This window comes from Gimesia fumaroli, assembly GCF_007754425.1.
Taxonomy (GTDB): domain Bacteria; phylum Planctomycetota; class Planctomycetia; order Planctomycetales; family Planctomycetaceae; genus Gimesia; species Gimesia fumaroli.
The window spans coordinates 2,767,562-2,786,020 of the sequence record NZ_CP037452.1 but is presented as its reverse complement, the minus strand read 5'-3'; the positions used below and the strand labels follow the sequence as shown (position 1 = coordinate 2,786,020).

The window sequence follows — 18,459 nt, the reverse complement described above, 5'->3', positions numbered from 1 at the left end:
TTAAAGTTTCTCTGCAGAATCGAAGGAACTAGTCCTTTTTCTCAAATTCTGCATCAATGACTTCCTCTTCATCGCCACTAGCAGCGGAAGCCTCTTCTCCGCCCGCAGGCGCTCCTTCACCACCGGCAGCCTGACTTTCTTTATACATCTGCTCGGTAAAGGCATGTGTTGCCTGCTGCAATTCTTCACAGGCTGTATTGATGGCTGCCGCATCCTCTGTTTCCAAAGCATCGTTTACTTTTTTCACCGATGCTTCAATAGCCGATTTCGAAGCAGCATCGATTTTTTCGGCGTGCTCTTTCAACAGCTTTTCTACATCGTAAACAATTCGAGAACCATTGTTCTTGGCTTCTGCCAGTTCTTTCTTCTTTTTATCTTCATCAGCATGGGCTTCTGCCTGACGCTGCATGTCTTCGATTTCCGCTTCGGACAGACCACTGGACTGCTCAATGCGAACAGACGTTTCTTTTCCTGTGGCAACATCCTTCGCCGAAACATTTAAGATTCCGTTCACATCAATATCGAAGACCACTTTAATCTGTGGAACCCCACGTGGTGCCGGCGGCAGTTCTTCCAGATTGAACTGACCCAGCAAACGGTTGTCATTCGCCATCTGACGCTCACCCTGGAACACTCGCACCGTTACTGCCGTCTGATTGTCGGCTGCAGTTGAGAATGTCTGGTCTTTGGTCACAGGAATCGTGGTATTTCGCTCAACCAGCTTCGTCATCACGCCCCCTTCGGTTTCAATCCCCAGAGACAGCGGCGTAACGTCAAGCAGAACGACATCTTGAACATCACCAGAGATGATTCCCCCTTGAATCGCAGCACCAATGGAAACCACTTCGTCAGGATTGACTCCCTTGTGCGGCTCTTTTCCAAAGATTTTCTTCACGAATTCCTGAACTTTAGGAACCCGCGTTGAACCACCAACCAAAACGACTTCGTCAATATCGCCGGGACTCAAACCGGCATCTTTCATTGCCTGTTCGACTGGCTTGCGGCAACGCTCTACCAGAGGATCGATCAATTTCTCAAACTCAGAACGGGTGATCGCCATCTGTAAGTGCTTTGCACCAGAACTGTCGGCTGTAATAAACGGTAGATTGATATCGGTCGTTTGCGATGATGAGAGTTCCTTTTTCGCTTTTTCAGCAGCTTCACGCAGACGCTGTAACGCCATCGCATCATCCCGCAGATCGATTCCCTGCTCTTTCTTGAACTCATCTGCAATGTGATTGATTAACTCTTCATCGAAATCATCACCACCGAGGTGACCGTCCCCGTTCGTGCTCAATGTTTCAATGATTTCGTCGCCGACTTCAAGAACGGATACGTCAAACGTACCGCCACCAAAGTCGAACACGACAATCTTTTCATCGTTCTTTTTCTCCAGGCCATAGGCCAGTGCGGCGGCTGTCGGCTCGTTGATAATCCGGGATACATCCAGACCGGCAATCTGACCGGCATCTTTCGTCGCCTGTCGCTGCGCATCATTGAAGTAAGCTGGCACAGTGACCACAGCTTTATTGACTTTATGCCCCAGATAGCTTTCAGCAGCTTCCTTCAATTTCCGCAAGATCGAGGCGGAAATTTCGGGCGGCGTATAGGTTTTACTACCCGCTTCAATTTTGACATATTCTTCCGGCCCACCAATAATTTTATAGGGAACAATCTTTTCTTCGCTCTGCACTTCGTTGTGCCGACGCCCCATAAAACGTTTTACTGAGTAAACCGTATTCTCTGGATTCGTCACCGCCTGACGCTTTGCAGGCTCCCCAACCAGTGTCTCCCCTTTATCGGTGAAAGCGACCACACTGGGGGTAATCCGATTCCCTTCCAAGTTAGGGATTACTTTCGCTTCCCCACCTTCCATAATGGATACCACTGAGTTTGTGGTTCCTAAATCAATTCCAATGATCTTTTCACCTGAAGACATTTAAGTTCCCCTCTTTCCATATTCTTAATTCAGATCTGTACAAAATGCAGATTCGAGCTGAACCATCTCATTCCGTACATCAATCATGCGTTTCTCATCGTTTTTACCAAAGCAGCCATTTTATACAGGCTGTTTGTCTAGATAGCAATGAGTGTGCCAAGTTAATCCCCACTGCAGATAAATTAACTTAATCCATTACTATTATAAGACTTACAGAACAGACAACTTTATAAGCTCCAAAAAGCCACAAACAAAAGCTGCCATATTGGCACAGTCAAATATCAAACCTGCCTGCACGACAAAATGACATATTGGCAGTTTAGATAACCGACCCCTTGAAATAAAGCCTAAACAGTTCACAGGCAACGCCCAACCGCTTGACAGTCCCCAATCGCGGCGGTACAAACTAGAACAATTGAAGACCAAGCTGGTTCTGAATGAAGAACTGAGTGAACCAGTGCCTTGATTCCATTCCATTTGATACTCATAACTATATTCTCTGTAGTATCTTATGAAACCTGAAGCTAAAATTCTTAAGGGATTGTAATCCAATTGTGAAACTGTCAGTAAGAAATGAAGCACAACCAGGGAGGGCGTGTAAACTGGCTGCGGTTAATTTTCTGAGAGACAGAAACGAGACTCACATCCTGAAAGATTCCGATGGCCAAGAAAAAAGCGGTTAACAAACGAACTTCAGCTAGCAAACCGAAGACGCCAGCCAAGAAAAAAGTTGCCCGACAAAGCAGCAAACGCAGCCCTGCCTCGCTCCAATCCGAGTTAAAGAAAATGGATCGGGAAATTGTCAAACTGGTCAACAAACGCTGCTCGATGACCATCAAACAGATCAAATCTGATCCGAATCCGCGCAAGGCCATGTTTGACCCCAAATCAGACGAAGAGTTGCGCGAGACCATCGAAAAACTCAATGCCTCCGGCCCGATGACCAACAACGCCATTCGCGGTGTTTTCCGTCAAATTTTGAGTTCAGCCCGCCGAAAGATTCACCCACAACGAGTCGCTTACCTCGGCCCCGCTTACAGCTACACGCATCTTGCTGCTCTGGAACGGTTCGGCGAAGGTGCTGACATGGTGCCAGTAAACACCATCGGAGCGGTCTTCGAAGAAGTAAACCGCGGAAACACCGAATTTGGTGTTGTCCCCATTGAAAACAGTACCGATGGACGAGTTGTGGACACACTGGATATGTTTACGCGTCTCCCGTTGAGAATTTGCGGAGAAGTCCTGATTGCCGTACATCACAACCTGCTGGCGCGTTGTGAACGAAGTGAAATCACGGAAATCTACAGCAAACCACAGGCACTTTCCCAATGTCGCGAGTGGCTTTCCAGAAATATGCCACAAGCCCACCTGCATGAAGTCACCAGCACTTCGACAGCAGCACAATTGGCAGCGACCAAACCGGGCGCCGCGGCCGTTGCCAGTCACCAGGCCTCTGTTGAATACGACCTGCAGATTATCGTCGAAGGCATTGAAGACAACGCCAACAATGTGACACGCTTTGCCGTGATCGGAGAAGAAGTCTGTGACCCGACCGGCAAAGACCGTACTGCCATTCTGGTACAAATTGCACACAAAGCCGGCTCACTGGCCGACACACTGCAGATCTTCAAGAAAAATAAAGTAAACTTGACCTGGATCGAATCGTTCCCGCTACGGGGCGAAGAACCGGGATACCTGTTCTTTATTGACTTCGAAGGCCATATTCAGGAGCCCCACATTAAACGGACCATCAGCGATCTCGAAAAACGCGTGGTTCGCCTGGAAGCGATGGGCTCCTATCCCCGTAGTGGTATTTTAGAGTAATTGCTCCTCTATTTTGACAGTTCCCCCTCGTTTTCGCCTCATAATATGAGAAATCGAGTGAAAAAAGGCAGCATTTCAGGATTTACCAGTGGTTTCCTTGAATCACAGCACGTGACTCAATAACTTATCCACCACGATACGCCTCAATAATAACAATCTTCCGTATTATGATGCTCATGGAATACGGTCTGTTTCTCGCTCTTGTTCTCTTCAGAATTCTGAGAGACCTTAATATTCGCGAGAAACATAAATACTTTCACATTCTTTAATTACAGGATGAATTATGCGTCGCTTTCTTGTAGCTGGTAACTGGAAAATGAATACAACCAAAGAATCCGGTGCACAATTGGCAAAGGCATTGGTTGGCGAAGTTCCAAACGAGAATCAGGCCGTCGAAGTTCTGGTCTGTCCCCCTTTTCCCTACCTGTCTACCATCGGCGATATTGTGAATGGTTCCGGTGTTGGATTTGGTGCTCAAAACTGCTACCACGAAGCACCGGGAGCCTTTACCGGCGAAACAGCAACTGAAATGCTCACCGATATTGGCTGCCGATCTGTAATCTTGGGACACAGTGAGCGACGTCATATTCTCAAAGAAACCGACGCTGACATCAACTTGAAGGTCAAAAAAGCCCTCGATGCAGGATTGCAAGTCATTCTCTGTGTAGGTGAGCTTCAAAGCGAACGGGAATCGGAACAGACAGAAGCAGTCCTGAACACCCAGATGACAGGGGGCCTCGAAGGAGTTGACGCGGCTGCATTCAGCCAGATCGTCATTGCTTATGAACCAGTTTGGGCCATCGGCACAGGTTTAACGGCGTCTCCCGAACAGGCCGAGTCAGCTCATCAATACCTGCGAAACTGGCTTAAAGAGCACTATTCTGCTGAAATTGCTGATTCCACCCGTATCCTGTATGGCGGAAGTGTTAAACCGGATAATGCCAAAGAACTCCTCTCCCAGGAGAATGTCGATGGCGCACTGGTTGGCGGGGCCAGCCTCAAGGCAGAACTGTTTATTCCCATTATTCAGGCTGCCGTTGAATTATCAGCCGATTAACGGAAAGCGGTCAATTTATCTCGATTCACCTGTACTCGCATTGCAGGATCGATTTACAGATCGTATGACACTACTGTATGATACTGCTATTCTTACTCTAATTCGAAACGAGTTGAGCTTCTTACCAGGCCACTCGTTCGCTGAATGTTCTACTGCCCATTAGGATGACATAATGTTGTTTGCAGCTATTTTTGACCTGGCCACCGTTTTGATGACTTTCTTACTCATCTTCGGCGTACTCCTGATCATCATCATCCTTCTGCAAAAAGGACGTGGCGGTGGATTGGCGGGTGCATTTGGTGGTGCTGGCGGACAGAGTGCCCTGGGCACCAAAGCCGGTGACGTCTTCACCAAAATTACGGTTGTCATGGCAATCCTCTGGGTGATCCTGGCAGGAATTTCTGGAATTACGACGCGAGCCAGCTCTGGAAAGTACGCAGGCGGTTCTGACGCAGTCATTGAAGGTGCCAGCGCAACGGGTACTGATAAAGAAGACCCGGCTATTCTCGAAGACGACAAATCGGCAACTCCAGATTTTAAATCTCCAGCAGAGTTACCAGAAACACCAGCGAAAGAAGAAAAGACCGAAACTCCCAAAACAAAGGAGACACCGGCTTCTGCTGAGAAGAAACAGGAAACGCCTGCTAAGCCAGAAGCAACCAAGTCAGAAACAAAATCAAACTAGACTTTCTGGCAAATACCGAAATAAACTCAAACAAGAGACTGTTCTCTTAACCTCCAAACGTTCCTGTGAAACAGAAAAGAGTGTGTTGTGCTGCTAGGCATGACTGGTTTTGGAAGTTCGACTGCTGAAGACGACCGGCTTTCGGTCCAGGCAGAAATACGAACTGTCAACAATCGTTACCTGAAAATATCGACCCGATACCCCGATTTTTACGCAAAACTTGGCAGCCAGATTGAAAAGTTATTGCGAGGTTCGATTACGCGCGGAACGGTGAATCTGACACTGAAGATCGACAGCCTGGACCGTACGAGCGACTATCTCCTGGATGAAGAGGTCATTCAGCAATACTGGTCACAGCTGAAGCACTTGACAGAAGTCTGTCACCTGCCGCTGCCTGACAACATCGATAGTCTGCTTTCCCTGCCCGGTGCTGCCATTGATAATTACTCGCGATCACACAATCCGGAAGCCGACTGGCCTCTGATTCAACAGGCGATTCAGGGAGCCCTTACTGAGCTCTCCGAATTCCGTAAAACCGAAGGCGAGTCAGCCGAGGCAGACCTGCTGGCCAGCAACCAGATCATCTGTGATCAACTGGAAATCGTCAAACAGAAAGCGCCGCTTGTTGTCTCCAGCTACCGCGATCGCCTGCATCAGAGGCTGAGCGACCTGCTGCAAGACCAGGAGGTCGAACTCGACCCGGACAGCCTGATTCGGGAAGTCAGCCTGTTTGCGGACCGCTGTGACATCAACGAAGAAATTACCCGGCTGCAGTGCCACTTGGAACAATTTGATACGATTATCAAAGGCAATACATCACAAGGCAAAAAACTGGAATTCCTGGTACAGGAAATGTTTCGTGAGATCAATACAATCGGCTCCAAAGCCAACGATGTGGAAATTTCTCACTCCGTAATTGAAATGAAGCTGGCTGTAGAAAAAATCAGAGAAAACGTCCAGAACGTTGAATAAAATTTTTTAACTGTCCCCAAGAACTGAAGACTGAGACGATACAACGATCACTCTGGAGTTTTGTAACGTGCCCGAACCTCAAGCAAACACACAACCAGAAGTCCCGATCATTGTTCTCTCTGGACCAACGGCCAGTGGAAAAACGACGATTGTCAACCGGTTAATGCAGGAATCTCCGGTCAAGCTCGTTAAAGCAATCTCAGCAACAACCCGGCCCCGACGCAAAGGCGAAGTGGACGGAGAAGACTATTACTTCCTGACACAGGAAGAATTTGAAGAACGACGAAAAAATAACGAATTCCTGGAATGCGAACAGGTGCATGGGTTGGGATACTGGTATGGTACGTTAAAATCAGAAGTGGATCGGGCTGCGAAAGAGGGAGGCTGGCCATTTCTGGAAATTGACGTTCAGGGAACATTGAAACTCAAAGAACAGTTCCCCCAGGCCATCACACTCTTTGTCAGAACCTCCTCCGATGAGGAATATGAAAAACGCATTCGGAGTCGAGGAACAGAGTCAGAAGAAGTTATCGAAAAACGGCTGGAAACGATTCGGAAAGAATTGGAACAGGCCAAACATTATAGCCATGTCATTATCAATGACGAACTGGATCGGGCTGTCACTGAAATTGGCACCATCCTGAAACAACGGGAGCAAGAAATTAATGTTGGAAGAATTTAAAGAAGAAGAAATCGTCAACAAAGTCGGCGGTCGATTCAAATTGTCAGCACTGATCCAAAAACGCATTGTCGCCCTTAATCGGGGTGCACGTCCGCTGGTAGAGCTGCAGACCAAAAACCATATGGAAGTCGTCGTCCAGGAAATCATGGAAGACAAAATCTATCTCGATCAATCTGGTGAAGTCGCCATCGTGGAAGAAGCAGTCAGCCCGCTGGAAGGCGTCGAATATGATGACGCCGGTCCCTCACTGGAAGATTTGGCTCCCTAGTCAAATCTATTTCGCTTGCTCGGAAATGAACTCATGCAGGGGCGTGAAATTCTATTAGGGGTTTCGGGAGGAATTGCCGCCTACAAAACGGCTGACCTCACCAGTAAACTGGTCCAGAAAGGAGCCGCCGTCAGTGTCGTTATGACGCAGGCGGCTCAAAAATTTATTGGTGCCACTACTTTTGAAGCATTGACGGGGCGCCCGGTCTACCAGGGTGTGTTTTCACCTCAAGAACATTTTCAGGGAGAACACATCGGCCTGGTGAAACGGGCCGAGTTGTTTGTGATCGCCCCGGCAACAGCAAACGTCATCGCACAGATGGCCCACGGTTTTGCCGATGACCTGCTCTCAACACTGACTCTGACCTGCCCCACCCCTATTCTGCTGGCCCCTGCCATGAATGCAGAAATGTGGGCTAAACCAGCCGTACAACGAAACCTGGAACAGATCAAAGCAGATGGTATTCAGATTGTCGAACCGGGAGAAGGCTGGCTCAGTTGCGGTGTGGTCGGTAAAGGCCGCATGGCGGAACCCGCAGATATCTTAACCCGAATTGAAGCAATCCTGGGCTGAGACGAATTAACATCAGCCAGCTTCAACTGCCAGAACGTGAATAAATAACATGCGAATTCTCATCACTGCGGGTCCCACACGAGAATACCTGGACGATGTCCGCTACTTATCTAACGCCAGCAGTGGTCAAATGGGATACGCCCTGGCTCGTTCCGCGATCCAGGCGGGTCATGAAGTTGCTCTGGTATCCGGCCCGGTTGCACTCACTCCTCCCGAAGGCTGTGAGATCTACCCCGTCGAAACAACCGACGAGATGTTCAAACAATGCGCAAAACTGTTCACTGACTGCGATGGTGTGATTGGTACGGCGGCGGTCTGTGATTATCGCATCAAAACCCGCAAACCCGGCAAAATCGCTAAAACTGGTGAAGCCATAACGCTTGAGCTCGTAGAGACGATCGATGTACTCGCGGAGCTGGGAACACAAAAAGGAGACCGCTGGGTCATGGGCTTCGCCCTTGAGTCTCAGGACGCGCGGTTCAATGCCGTGCGAAAGCTCTACAGTAAAAAATGCGACGCGATTGTCCTCAACAGCGTCAGCGCTATCGGATCGAATGAAAACCACGTGGAAGTCATTGACCATAGTCAGAAAACTGTCGCGACATACTCCGGGCCCAAAGCCCAGGTCGCTGATTCTCTGATCGCCTGGATTCAAAAACATATTGCTGCCGGTCAATAAGTCGTCTCAAAAAGCCAGGCGTCTCTGCACCTGAAGAGCCTGCAAGCTAAGAGGCCTTACATCGGCATCTTCGTTACAACCGGCTCAACCGGCCCGGCTAGCTTCAACTGGGTTCACTAACCCGACCTTCGCCTGCTCCTGTGGCAAAAACGAAACATCGTTTGTTGACTTTTTCCGACACGCCTCCCATTCGTGTGCTAGGTTTGAGTAGTTAAGGAAATCAACTATTAGCAGAATCCATACTTTTGTTTGGTACGTCTCAATGCCCCCCCATTGAGACACTAGTCGTGAAAATGTTCCCGTCTGTTGACGTTCTTGGGTTTAGTCTCAGACGGGAATCATTTTTACTCGAATCTGATTATTCCCCACAAAACAACACTTTTTTTGCGTCCGCCTTGCGCGCCGTTGATTCCCCTGTTTCAAATACAAACGAAAACTTTAATAGATAGATTTGCAGGTTGGTCATCATGATCGACATTCATCGATTCAAAACAGATCTCATCGCGCTGGGATTGCTGGCGGTTACAGTCTTTCTTGGACTGAGCCTGTTCAGCTACGATCCCGCCGATCCACCTGCGCAACTCGTCTACCCCATTCGTGATGTCGCCCAAAACCTGTGTGGTACATCAGGTGCTCACATCGCTCATCTTCTTCGATCCGGCTTCGGAATTGGTGCCTGGGGGATTTTACTCGCCCTCATCGTTGTCGACATGCGAATGTTCTCTCGTGAGCAAGCTGCGGGGATGATGATAGAACTCTTTGGCTTAGCTCTCATTCTCATCTCAGTCTGTATCGTCAGTCAGATGATGCTGGGCAAGAACAGTGCCACTCCATTAATTGGCAGCGGCGGTTATATTGGTGCACTCGGTTTCTCCTTGCTGGAATCCAAATTTTCCGTCGCTGGTTCGTTAGTTTTGCTGGCCTCCATGTTTTTTGCAGGGCTGCTCTTAACAGCCGATACACTGCCTGTGCGCATCCTTTTCTCCTGCCTGACTTTTCCCTTCAAAGCCTTGAGTCGTGAACCTTCCGAGGTAGAAGAAGAATATGAAGAGGAGGAGGAGGAAGAAGACCTAGTCGCAGAAGACGAGGAAGAAGAGTACGAAGAAGAAGTCATCGCTGCTCCTAAATCGAAAAAAGCAAAAAAACGCAAGCCAATCAAAGTCAATCCGCCCGCCGGTCTTCGGATCGCGCAGAAGCCTCAGCCTATCGAGCAAAAAAAAAACAGCTCGTATAAACTGCCCGGATTAGATCTGCTGGAAGAAGCGGAAAACTTCCCCTTTGAGCTGTTAGCGAAAAAAGCAGAAGAAGCCGCAGAAGTTCTGGAAAACACCTTCGCTGACTTTGGTCTGGATATTCAAGTTTCTGAAATCGACACCGGTCCTGTTTTAACCCTGTTCGAACTCGATCTGAAACCAGGTTTACGTGTCGCGAAAGTCACTGCCCTGGCACATGATCTGGCAGTTGCACTGCGTGTCCCTTCCGTTCGTGTGGTTCCTTCGATCCCTGGAAAAAACACAGTCGGTGTCGAAGTTCCCAACGAGAAACAAGTCATGGTACGGCTACGGGAATTGATTGAAGCCTGCTCGGATGACGCAGAGAAAAGTCGGATTCCGCTCTTCATGGGTAAAGACGTCAGTGGCCGCCCTTTGACAGCCGACCTGTCCAAGCTGCCTCACTTATTGATTGCCGGTCGAACGGGGACAGGTAAGAGTGTGTGTCTAAATACATTAATTTTATCCCTGTTGATGACCCGGACTCCCAACGAAGTCAAGATGTTAATGATCGACCCCAAGATGGTGGAATTGAGTGGCTATAAACGCATTCCCCATTTAATGCACCCTGTGATTACCGATATGAAAAAAGCGGAAGCCGTTTTAGCGTGGGCCGTCGATAAGATGGAAGAACGCTACGACCTTCTGGCCCGCTGCGGTTCCCGTAACATTGAAAGCTTCAACAAACTTGGCAAAGAAAAAGTGCTCGAAATGGCCGGCATCGATCCGGATTCGGACGAAGCCCTGCAGATGCCCGAAAAAATGCCTTCGATCGTGATCGTAGCTGACGAAATTGCAGATATGATGATGACCTCAGGTAAAGACGTGGAAGCGCACATTATTCGCCTCGCACAAAAATCGCGAGCCGTCGGAATCCATCTTGTTCTGGCAACACAGAAACCAACCGTTGATGTCATCACAGGTCTGATCAAATCGAACCTGCCTGCCCGCGTTTCGTTCCAGGTTGCGAGCCGTGGCGATAGCCGGGTTGTTCTGGATGAAAACGGTGCAGACGCCCTGCTCGGTAACGGGGATATGCTTTATCTCGCTCCGGGAACCAGTAAACTGACCCGTGCTCAGGGAGCCTATGTCAGTGATGAAGAAATCGAAAGCGTCATCGACTTCTTCAGTGATATGGAACCGGAATACAGTCCGGAACTGGCTCAAATCACGGCAGCTAACTCGAAGAAAAACAATGAAGGCGATTCCGATCGCAAAGAAGACAGTCTGTACAACGACGCCGTTGAAATCGTGATTCGCGAAGGTCGCGGCTCCGTTTCTCTTCTGCAACGTGCCCTCGGTGTGGGTTATGGACGTGGTGCCCGTTTGATCGACTACATGGCCGAAGATGGTATCGTCGGCGAATACAATGGCTCTCAAGCACGTGAAGTTTTGTATACAATCGATGAATGGGAAGCCGCCAAACAGAACGAATTCGAGGATGATTATGGCGAAGAAGAATACGAAGAGGAATTCGTCTAACGGCTCATTCGGACATGCCTCGCCCGGAATCTCGCTTTAAAGAATCGGGAAATCAGGATTTCGTTTGACTACCACAGCCGGTCTGCTTATGATCTCTTCAGACGAACGCAACTAAATTCGATTAATTACCCAATCTGAAAGTCTTCTGGTCCATGGTGTCTGTTTCAAATACTGTCTGCATTAGCAGCATTATTATTATTTGTGAAATTACAGACTCCCAATGACTTGAGGATCATTACCAATTTAACAGATTTTCATAACCTCAGGTCACAACCTGAGGTTTTTTTATTGCATTTACTAAGACACATCAAGGACTGACCCACGATCGCCTGAAGACAATAACAGGAGATCGTTTCCGAGTAATTTCAAATTTCAGACAGACGCAACCAACGATTCTTCAATTTTTCACAGTAAAAGAAAGCCCCTACGATGGCCCGAATTCAGATGTATGACACCACTTTACGGGATGGCAGCCAGGGAGAAGGCGTTAACTTCTCATTGGAAGATAAGCTGCAAATTACCGTAAAGCTTGATGAAATGGGCTTTGACTACATTGAAGGCGGCTATCCCCTGTCCAATCCGAAAGATACCGAGTATTTCCAGCGTGTCGCTGAAATGGACCTGAAACACGCCAAAGTGACCGCCTTTGGTATGACCCGCCGCAAGGAAATCGACGCCAAAGACGATGTCGGCATGCAGGCCCTCCGCGATTCCCAGGCCCCAGTCGTCACCATCGTCGGTAAAACCTGGGATCTGCATGTGACCGAAGTTCTGCGAGTCTCGCTCGAAGAAAACCTCGCGATGATCGCCGACTCGGTCTCCTTCATCAAATCTTGCGGCCGTGAAGTCATCTACGATGCCGAGCACTTCTTTGACGGATTTCGTGCCAACCCGGAATATGCTTTGAAAACCATCAAGGCCGCTGCAGATGCCGGCGCAGATATCATCATCCCCTGCGATACGAACGGCGGTAGCCTGCCTGAAGTCATCACGAAATATGTCGATCTCGTTCGTAGCGAAGTGGACACACCGCTGGGCATTCATTGTCATAACGACTGTGATCTGGCAACCGCTAATTCATTAGCAGCTGTAGAACATGGCGTCGTTCAGGTTCAGGGAACGATCAACGGGATCGGCGAACGTTGCGGCAACGCTGACCTGATCAGCGTGATCGCCAACCTGGTCACCAAAAAAGAAGCGTATTCGGTTCTGTTAGATAACAATCTGCATCATCTGACTGAGCTTTCGCGTTATGTTTACGAATTGGCTAATATGAATTTCCGATCCGGTCAGCCTTTTGTCGGCAGCAGCGCGTTTGCGCACAAAGGTGGCATGCATGTCCACGCAGTCAATCGTATCGCTCGCAGCTACGAACATATCGAACCGGAAGTCGTCGGCAATCAACGAAAAGTGCTGGTCAGTGAGCTCTCAGGCCGTTCCAACATCGTTGCCAAAACAACCAAATACCAGCTCGACCACGATCCCGAACTGCTCACGAAAATCCTTGAGAAAGTCCAGGACCTGGAAAACGAAGGCTACCAGTTTGAAGCAGCCGAAGCTTCGTTTGATCTACTCGTTAAAAAGGTGGCAGGAACCTTTAAACCGCATTTTGAAAAAATTCACTATCGTGTGAATGTCGAATCAGACGCGACTCACGAGCCACTCACCGAAGCCACCATCAAACTGGTTGTCAACAACGCAGAGGAACATGTCGTCGGCGAAGGAGATGGTCCGGTGAACGCGCTGGATACCGCCCTGCGAAAAGCACTCTGCCCTGCTTATCCGGCCCTCGAAAAAATGCATCTGGTCGATTACAAAGTGCGTGTCATCAACTCAGCCGAAGGTACTGCCGCCAGCGTGCGTGTGGTCATCGAAAGCAAAGATGAACACGATGTCTGGAGCAGCATCGGCGTCAGTGAGAATGTGATCGAAGCCAGCTGGCTGGCATTGGCTGACAGCGTCGAATACAAGCTCTATAAGGATGAAGGGACTTTTTTCGACTAGAATGCAGAAAGCCCCAGCGTCTTTAATGCCCGCAACGCTCAATTTTGCTATATCTGAGTCTGATCAGCTGCATCCTTAAGCTGACCCAGCACACTTGTTCCGTTGTCGATGGAATTTTCTCCTGTAAACCAGGCTTTTGAATCGAAGACCCAATCAGAACTCATGACCGAATCGCTTGAAAAACAGTACAACCCTGCGAGTGCACAACAGAAGTGGTATCAATACTGGGAAGAGAAAGGCTATTTCCACGCCGAACCCAACCCGGAGAAAAAGCCACACACAATTATGATCCCACTCCCCAACGTCACCGGGGCGCTGCATATGGGACATGCACTCAACGGCACGCTACAGGACTTGATTACCCGCTGGCGCCGCATGCAGGGATATGAAGCCCTCTGGATGCCGGGAACGGATCATGCGGGCATCGCGACCCAGGCAGTCGTCGAACGGCGGATGAAGGAAGAAGAAAATCTCACACGGCACGACATCGGCCGAGAGGCACTTGTCGAGCGGATATGGACCTGGAAGGATCAGTACGAAAAACGAATTCTGAACCAACTGCAAAAACTGGGCGCCAGTTGCGACTGGGAACGAACACGTTTCACACTCGATGAAATGTGTTCCAAAGCAGTTCGCCGCACCTTCCTGAAACTCTTTGCAGACGGTCTGATTTATCGTGGACAACGCTTGGTCAACTGGGACCCGTTCCTCCAGACTGCAGTGGCTGACGATGAAGTCTTTTCCGAAGATGTCTCCGGACAGTTCTGGACCTTTCAGTATCCGGTCGTCGACAGTGACGAACGAATTTCATTTTCCACCACACGCCCGGAAACCATGCTCGGCGATACCGCCGTCTGCGTACATCCTTCGGACGAACGCTATACGCACCTGATTGGAAAAAAGGTACGAATTCCTTTAAATAATCGTGAAATCCCCATCATCGCCGACGCACTGCTGGCAGATAAAGAGCTGGGAACCGGTGCCGTCAAAGTCACTCCTGCACACGATCCGAATGACTACGCCTGTGGATTACGTAACGACCTGGAACTGATCAACATCCTGAATCCCGACGGCACCATGAACGAAGCTGCCGGTGAATACGAGGGGCTCGATCGTTATGAAGCGCGCAAAAAAGTCGTTGCAGACATGGACAAACTGGGGTTCTTCATCGAAGTCGAAGATCGGCAGATTCCGGTCAAACACAGCGACCGCTCAAAAACGCCCATCGAACCGTATCTCTCCGATCAATGGTTCGTGAAAATGGATACGCTCGCGCAATCGGCCATCGATGCGGTCGAAGATGGACGCGTTCGTTTCTTCCCCAGCCGTTATTCAAAAACCTATCTCGACTGGCTCAAAGAAAAACGGGACTGGTGTATCAGCCGCCAACTCTGGTGGGGACATCGGATTCCGATCTGGTATTGCGAAACCTGTTCCGAAACCGACCTCACGCAAGTCTTCGGCGACAGTTATGACGTCAGCTTCCGCCGCGATGATACAGATACCTGCTGGCTGATCTGTAGTGAAACCGACCTGACGGGTGATGAACTAGGCGCCGCGCATCAATTAGTCCAAGACGAAGATGTCCTCGACACCTGGTTCAGCAGTGCCTTGTGGCCACACGCGACTCTTGGATGGCCCGAGAAAAACCCCGACCTGGATTATTTTTATCCCGGCAATGTCCTTGTTACCAGCCGCGATATTATCACACTCTGGGTGGCCCGCATGGTGCTGGCTGGCCTGTATAACATGGGTGACGTTCCATTTAAACACGTTTGTATTCATCCGAAAATTCTGGATGGATTCGGGCAGACTATGTCCAAATCCAAAGGCAACGGCGTCGACCCGATGGACCTGATTGACAAGTATGGAGTCGATGCGGTCCGATTTACCATCGCATCTTTTGCTGGCGAAACGCAGGATGTTCGACTACCCGTTGGTTATGAAGATCCGGAAACCGGTGAAGTCGTTCCGCAGACACTGGAACATCAGACCACGATTCCTGCCGGTGGCGAAAAACCACGTATCAAATTTCCCAAGAGTGGAAAATCATATCAGTACACGAGCCCTTGGTTTGACCCAGATCCGGGTGAAAAAGTCGCTCGTATCGTGAGTGAGCGTTTCGAGTACGGCCGAAACTTCTGTAACAAACTCTGGAATGCCAGCCGCTTCGCCATGCTGAATCTGGAAGGTTACACCCCTGCTCCGCTCGATGAAAATGATCTGACGATGGAAGATCGCTGGATCTTAAGCCGCCTTTCCAGCGTTGCCGAAGAAATGACAACCGTTTTAGGTCGTTACCAGTTTGACGTAGCCACTCGTGCCATTCGCGATTTCACCTGGAACGAATTCTGTGACTGGTATCTCGAAATGATCAAGCCCCGTTTGTGGGACGAGAAGCAGAAACCGGTTGCCCAGCGTGTGCTGGTTGGTGTACTCGATTCGCTGCTGCGGCTGCTGCAACCGTTTGTGCCGTTCATCACCGAAGAACTCTGGCAACGTTTGAATGAGATTGCGCCGGAACGTGGGTTATTCACACCTGAGCAGGCCGCAGAAAGCATCATGCTTGCTCCCTGGCCGGAGCCGCCACAAAGCTGGCAGGATTCGCAACTGGAAAAACGTTTTGAGCGACTACAGGAAATGATTGTTGCCGTCCGCAATATTCGCGCGGTTTACAAGATTTCTCCAGCGACACCACTCAAGCTGTTCTTACGTTGTGAAACGAATGTCGCAGATGATATGCAGAATGTCGCCGGCCAGTTTGACAACCTGGCCAAAACACTGCTGGAATCGGCAGGGGCCGACGTAGAACGTCCCGGCGGATCAGCAACATTTTCCTTAAACGATGTCGATGGCTTTATCGCCTTGAAGGGGATCATTGACCTCGATGCGGAACTTGACCGACTCAAGGGAGAAGCGGAAAAATTACAGAAACATATTGAAGGCAGTGAAAAGAAACTGGCAAATAAAAACTTTGTCGACCGGGCCCCCGCCGATGTCGTGGAAGGGGTCAAGGAAACACTGGCTGGTCTGCAGAAACAATTAAAGAGTGTCCAAGACTCGATGGATCAGCTGGGGGAGCAGTAATCTCGCTTTCCAGGGGCAGTTTCATCGAGATTCTGTTGTCCGGGTTTGCCCCGGTGTATAATGATCTAAAATGAATCCAGACGTTTTGATACCCGATATTCAATCTCATTCTGGTTAACGCGACTCTCTATTTGAGAGGGACTGACCTCAGGAGGTTCTCTTGCTAGTTGAAATGGAGTTGTCTCGCATTATTATCAGCGAGATTGGTGATCAGCAGGTCATTTACCTGCGTGAAGTGAATGGCGAGCGGATCTTTCCGATTTTGATTGGAATTTTCGAAGCCACCACCATTGATCGACGTGTGAATCAGGAGTTCGCTCCACAGCGTCCTTTAACGCATGACCTCTTGAAAAACACCATCGAATCATTGGGGGGCACTCTCAAAGATATCGTCATCACGCATCTGGAAGACCACACCTACTATGCCGTGCTGCGAGTTGATCAGGACGGCGAGCTGGTCGAAATCGACAGTCGCCCCAGCGATGCGATTGCTCTCTCCATCCACTATGATCCGCCCCTGCCGATTTATGTGCATGAATCCGTTCTGGAACAGACTGCAAAATAAACTCAGATTACAATCTGAAAACGAAAAAAGGGTCACCTCAAACTGATACGAGGTGACCCTTCTCTTTTTTCAACTCAACTGAGAGCTCTACCTAGTTACATTCCGCCACCAGCGGACCGGCGAGTTCATCCAGAATAATCAGGCGACCAGGCTGAGTCGTCATGTAAGTGGAAGGAATCCAGCTGGTCGGTTCGTGTCGTAACGTCATCCAGACACTCATGCCCTGCCACTGCATGCCCCTCGAAAAGATTCCATCACAGCCGCCAATGATCTTGTCGGCGTTCAGAAAACAGCCGGGACCAATTGTGTTGGCGTAAGCGGGAACCAGAGTCGTGCGGCTCTTGAAACTGGTGACCGCATTTTGCTCAATCGTCAGCGGATGCAGTTTCGCACCGATACGGTGCGTTTGTGCTTTCCATTCTTCTTCGGAATTGAATTCGCCTGCAAAGTGCGGTTCCCAGAACGCAATATGACAGACGCGGCCAATTCCAAAGATCACTCCCAGCTTGGCGCCGGCTGACTTCAGTTCACCAATTTTTTCTGCATAGGTCGGCAGAACATCTGCTGTCGCGAAGTGTCTTTGATTTTCCGGAACGGTCAAGTCGCCGAGAGGACCATAGAAGGCTTCCTGCATCGCGTATTGGAAGGCTCCCGGATTGTTTGCTGGCAGAGTATTTCCTTCAGCGTCGCTCCACTCATCCATATTGAATCCATAAACGTGGTCGCAGGAGACACCCCATTCTTTCAGAAAGAAGACGGCCCAGCGATACATGCCCATCGGTCCTACGGGCAAAATCAGAGCCAGCTTCTCGCCGGCATCGCGTGACTGTTTAATCGTCAACGCAATTTCATGCCCCATTATCGTATCGAAATCGGTCACACTTCCGCACATTACCGGCTCAAAGCCTTCGTGCCACCAGGACTGGCGGTCTGTAATCGATGTTGGATCGGCACTCATACATTGATCAATTTTGGCCAGATCCCAACCGGCTGGAAAATAACCTTCCATCATCGAACCGGCAATTGTACTCATTAAATCCATTGTTTTCCCCTTCTCAAAGCAAATTCACAGATTTGTCAAACTGTGTAAAATATCAAAAATCAATAATTTCTAACGATTGTTGCAAAATTCGGCTACTGGCGTGGATTTTAGCATAGACAGCCCCTGAAAACAGGAATCAGACGGTAACGATTTCACAAACAAAAGAATAATTAAACAACAGCCTTCAGATAGACAAACATCTTGAATTCTCTAGCCGATATAGTTCTAATAGAGTGGCCGAGTTGATTGCTTTAACGAGCTTTCAATCCTGCCTGAATCAAACCTTCCTCATAAACCGAACAGTTTATCTTTACGATAACGTCGACCTG

At 49.3% G+C, this 18,459-nt stretch carries 14 protein-coding genes; 12 read left to right on the top strand and 2 right to left on the bottom strand.

Annotation, left to right across the window (positions count from 1 at the left end; translation table 11 throughout):
- Positions 1-28: 28 nt before the first annotated feature.
- Positions 29-1,939, bottom strand: coding sequence for a molecular chaperone DnaK (gene dnaK / locus Enr17x_RS10530; protein ID WP_145308474.1), 1,911 nt, complete (start codon positions 1,937-1,939; stop codon positions 29-31).
- A gap of 660 nt (positions 1,940-2,599) precedes the next feature.
- Here dnaK and pheA point away from each other — a divergent pair.
- The 12 genes from pheA (at position 2,600) to Enr17x_RS10470 (ending at position 17,088) form a co-directional block, all read left to right on the top strand.
- The gene (gene pheA, locus Enr17x_RS10525) at positions 2,600-3,763 is read left to right on the top strand and encodes a prephenate dehydratase (protein WP_145308472.1); all 1,164 of its coding nucleotides are present in this window, start codon (positions 2,600-2,602) and stop codon (positions 3,761-3,763) included.
- 283 nt (positions 3,764-4,046) lie between these two features.
- Complete coding sequence (gene tpiA / locus Enr17x_RS10520; protein ID WP_198001086.1) at positions 4,047-4,820, top strand: triose-phosphate isomerase; 774 nt, start codon at positions 4,047-4,049, stop codon at positions 4,818-4,820.
- 172 nt (positions 4,821-4,992) lie between these two features.
- Positions 4,993-5,505, top strand: coding sequence for a preprotein translocase subunit SecG (gene secG, locus Enr17x_RS10515; protein ID WP_145308468.1), 513 nt, complete (start codon positions 4,993-4,995; stop codon positions 5,503-5,505).
- Positions 5,506-5,592: 87 nt separating this feature from the next.
- On the top strand, positions 5,593-6,477 hold the full coding sequence (locus Enr17x_RS10510) for a YicC/YloC family endoribonuclease (protein WP_145308465.1): 885 nt from the start codon (positions 5,593-5,595) through the stop codon (positions 6,475-6,477).
- A 67-nt stretch (positions 6,478-6,544) separates the two neighbouring features.
- Positions 6,545-7,159, top strand: coding sequence for a guanylate kinase (gmk, locus tag Enr17x_RS10505; RefSeq protein WP_145214603.1), 615 nt, complete (start codon positions 6,545-6,547; stop codon positions 7,157-7,159).
- Positions 7,143-7,427 carry a DNA-directed RNA polymerase subunit omega gene (locus Enr17x_RS10500; RefSeq protein WP_145308463.1) on the top strand — a complete coding sequence of 95 codons (285 nt, stop codon included), beginning with the start codon at positions 7,143-7,145 and terminating at the stop codon, positions 7,425-7,427. Before gmk ends, Enr17x_RS10500 begins: the two co-directional genes overlap by 17 nt.
- 33 nt (positions 7,428-7,460) lie before the next feature.
- Positions 7,461-8,000, top strand: coding sequence for a bifunctional phosphopantothenoylcysteine decarboxylase/phosphopantothenate--cysteine ligase CoaBC (coaBC, locus tag Enr17x_RS10495; RefSeq protein ID WP_145308461.1), 540 nt, complete (start codon positions 7,461-7,463; stop codon positions 7,998-8,000).
- Between the two features lie 49 nt (positions 8,001-8,049).
- Positions 8,050-8,679 (top strand): phosphopantothenoylcysteine decarboxylase domain-containing protein, encoded by a 630-nt coding sequence (locus Enr17x_RS10490; RefSeq protein ID WP_145308459.1) that lies wholly within the window; start codon positions 8,050-8,052, stop codon positions 8,677-8,679.
- A 467-nt stretch (positions 8,680-9,146) separates the two neighbouring features.
- Positions 9,147-11,432 carry a DNA translocase FtsK gene (locus tag Enr17x_RS10485; protein WP_145308457.1) on the top strand — a complete coding sequence of 762 codons (2,286 nt, stop codon included), beginning with the start codon at positions 9,147-9,149 and terminating at the stop codon, positions 11,430-11,432.
- 429 nt (positions 11,433-11,861) lie between these two features.
- Complete coding sequence (gene cimA / locus Enr17x_RS10480) at positions 11,862-13,436, top strand: citramalate synthase (protein ID WP_145308455.1); 1,575 nt, start codon at positions 11,862-11,864, stop codon at positions 13,434-13,436.
- Between the two features lie 162 nt (positions 13,437-13,598).
- Complete coding sequence (locus Enr17x_RS10475; protein ID WP_145308453.1) at positions 13,599-16,523, top strand: valine--tRNA ligase; 2,925 nt, start codon at positions 13,599-13,601, stop codon at positions 16,521-16,523.
- A 160-nt stretch (positions 16,524-16,683) separates the two neighbouring features.
- The gene (locus Enr17x_RS10470; protein WP_145214582.1) at positions 16,684-17,088 is read left to right on the top strand and encodes a bifunctional nuclease family protein; all 405 of its coding nucleotides are present in this window, start codon (positions 16,684-16,686) and stop codon (positions 17,086-17,088) included.
- Between the two features lie 91 nt (positions 17,089-17,179).
- On the opposite strand, the gene Enr17x_RS10465 is transcribed toward Enr17x_RS10470, so the two are convergent.
- Positions 17,180-18,130: a sugar phosphate isomerase family gene (locus tag Enr17x_RS10465; RefSeq protein WP_145308451.1), complete on the bottom strand. Its 951-nt coding sequence runs from the start codon at positions 18,128-18,130 to the stop codon at positions 17,180-17,182.
- Positions 18,131-18,459 lie beyond the last annotated feature (329 nt).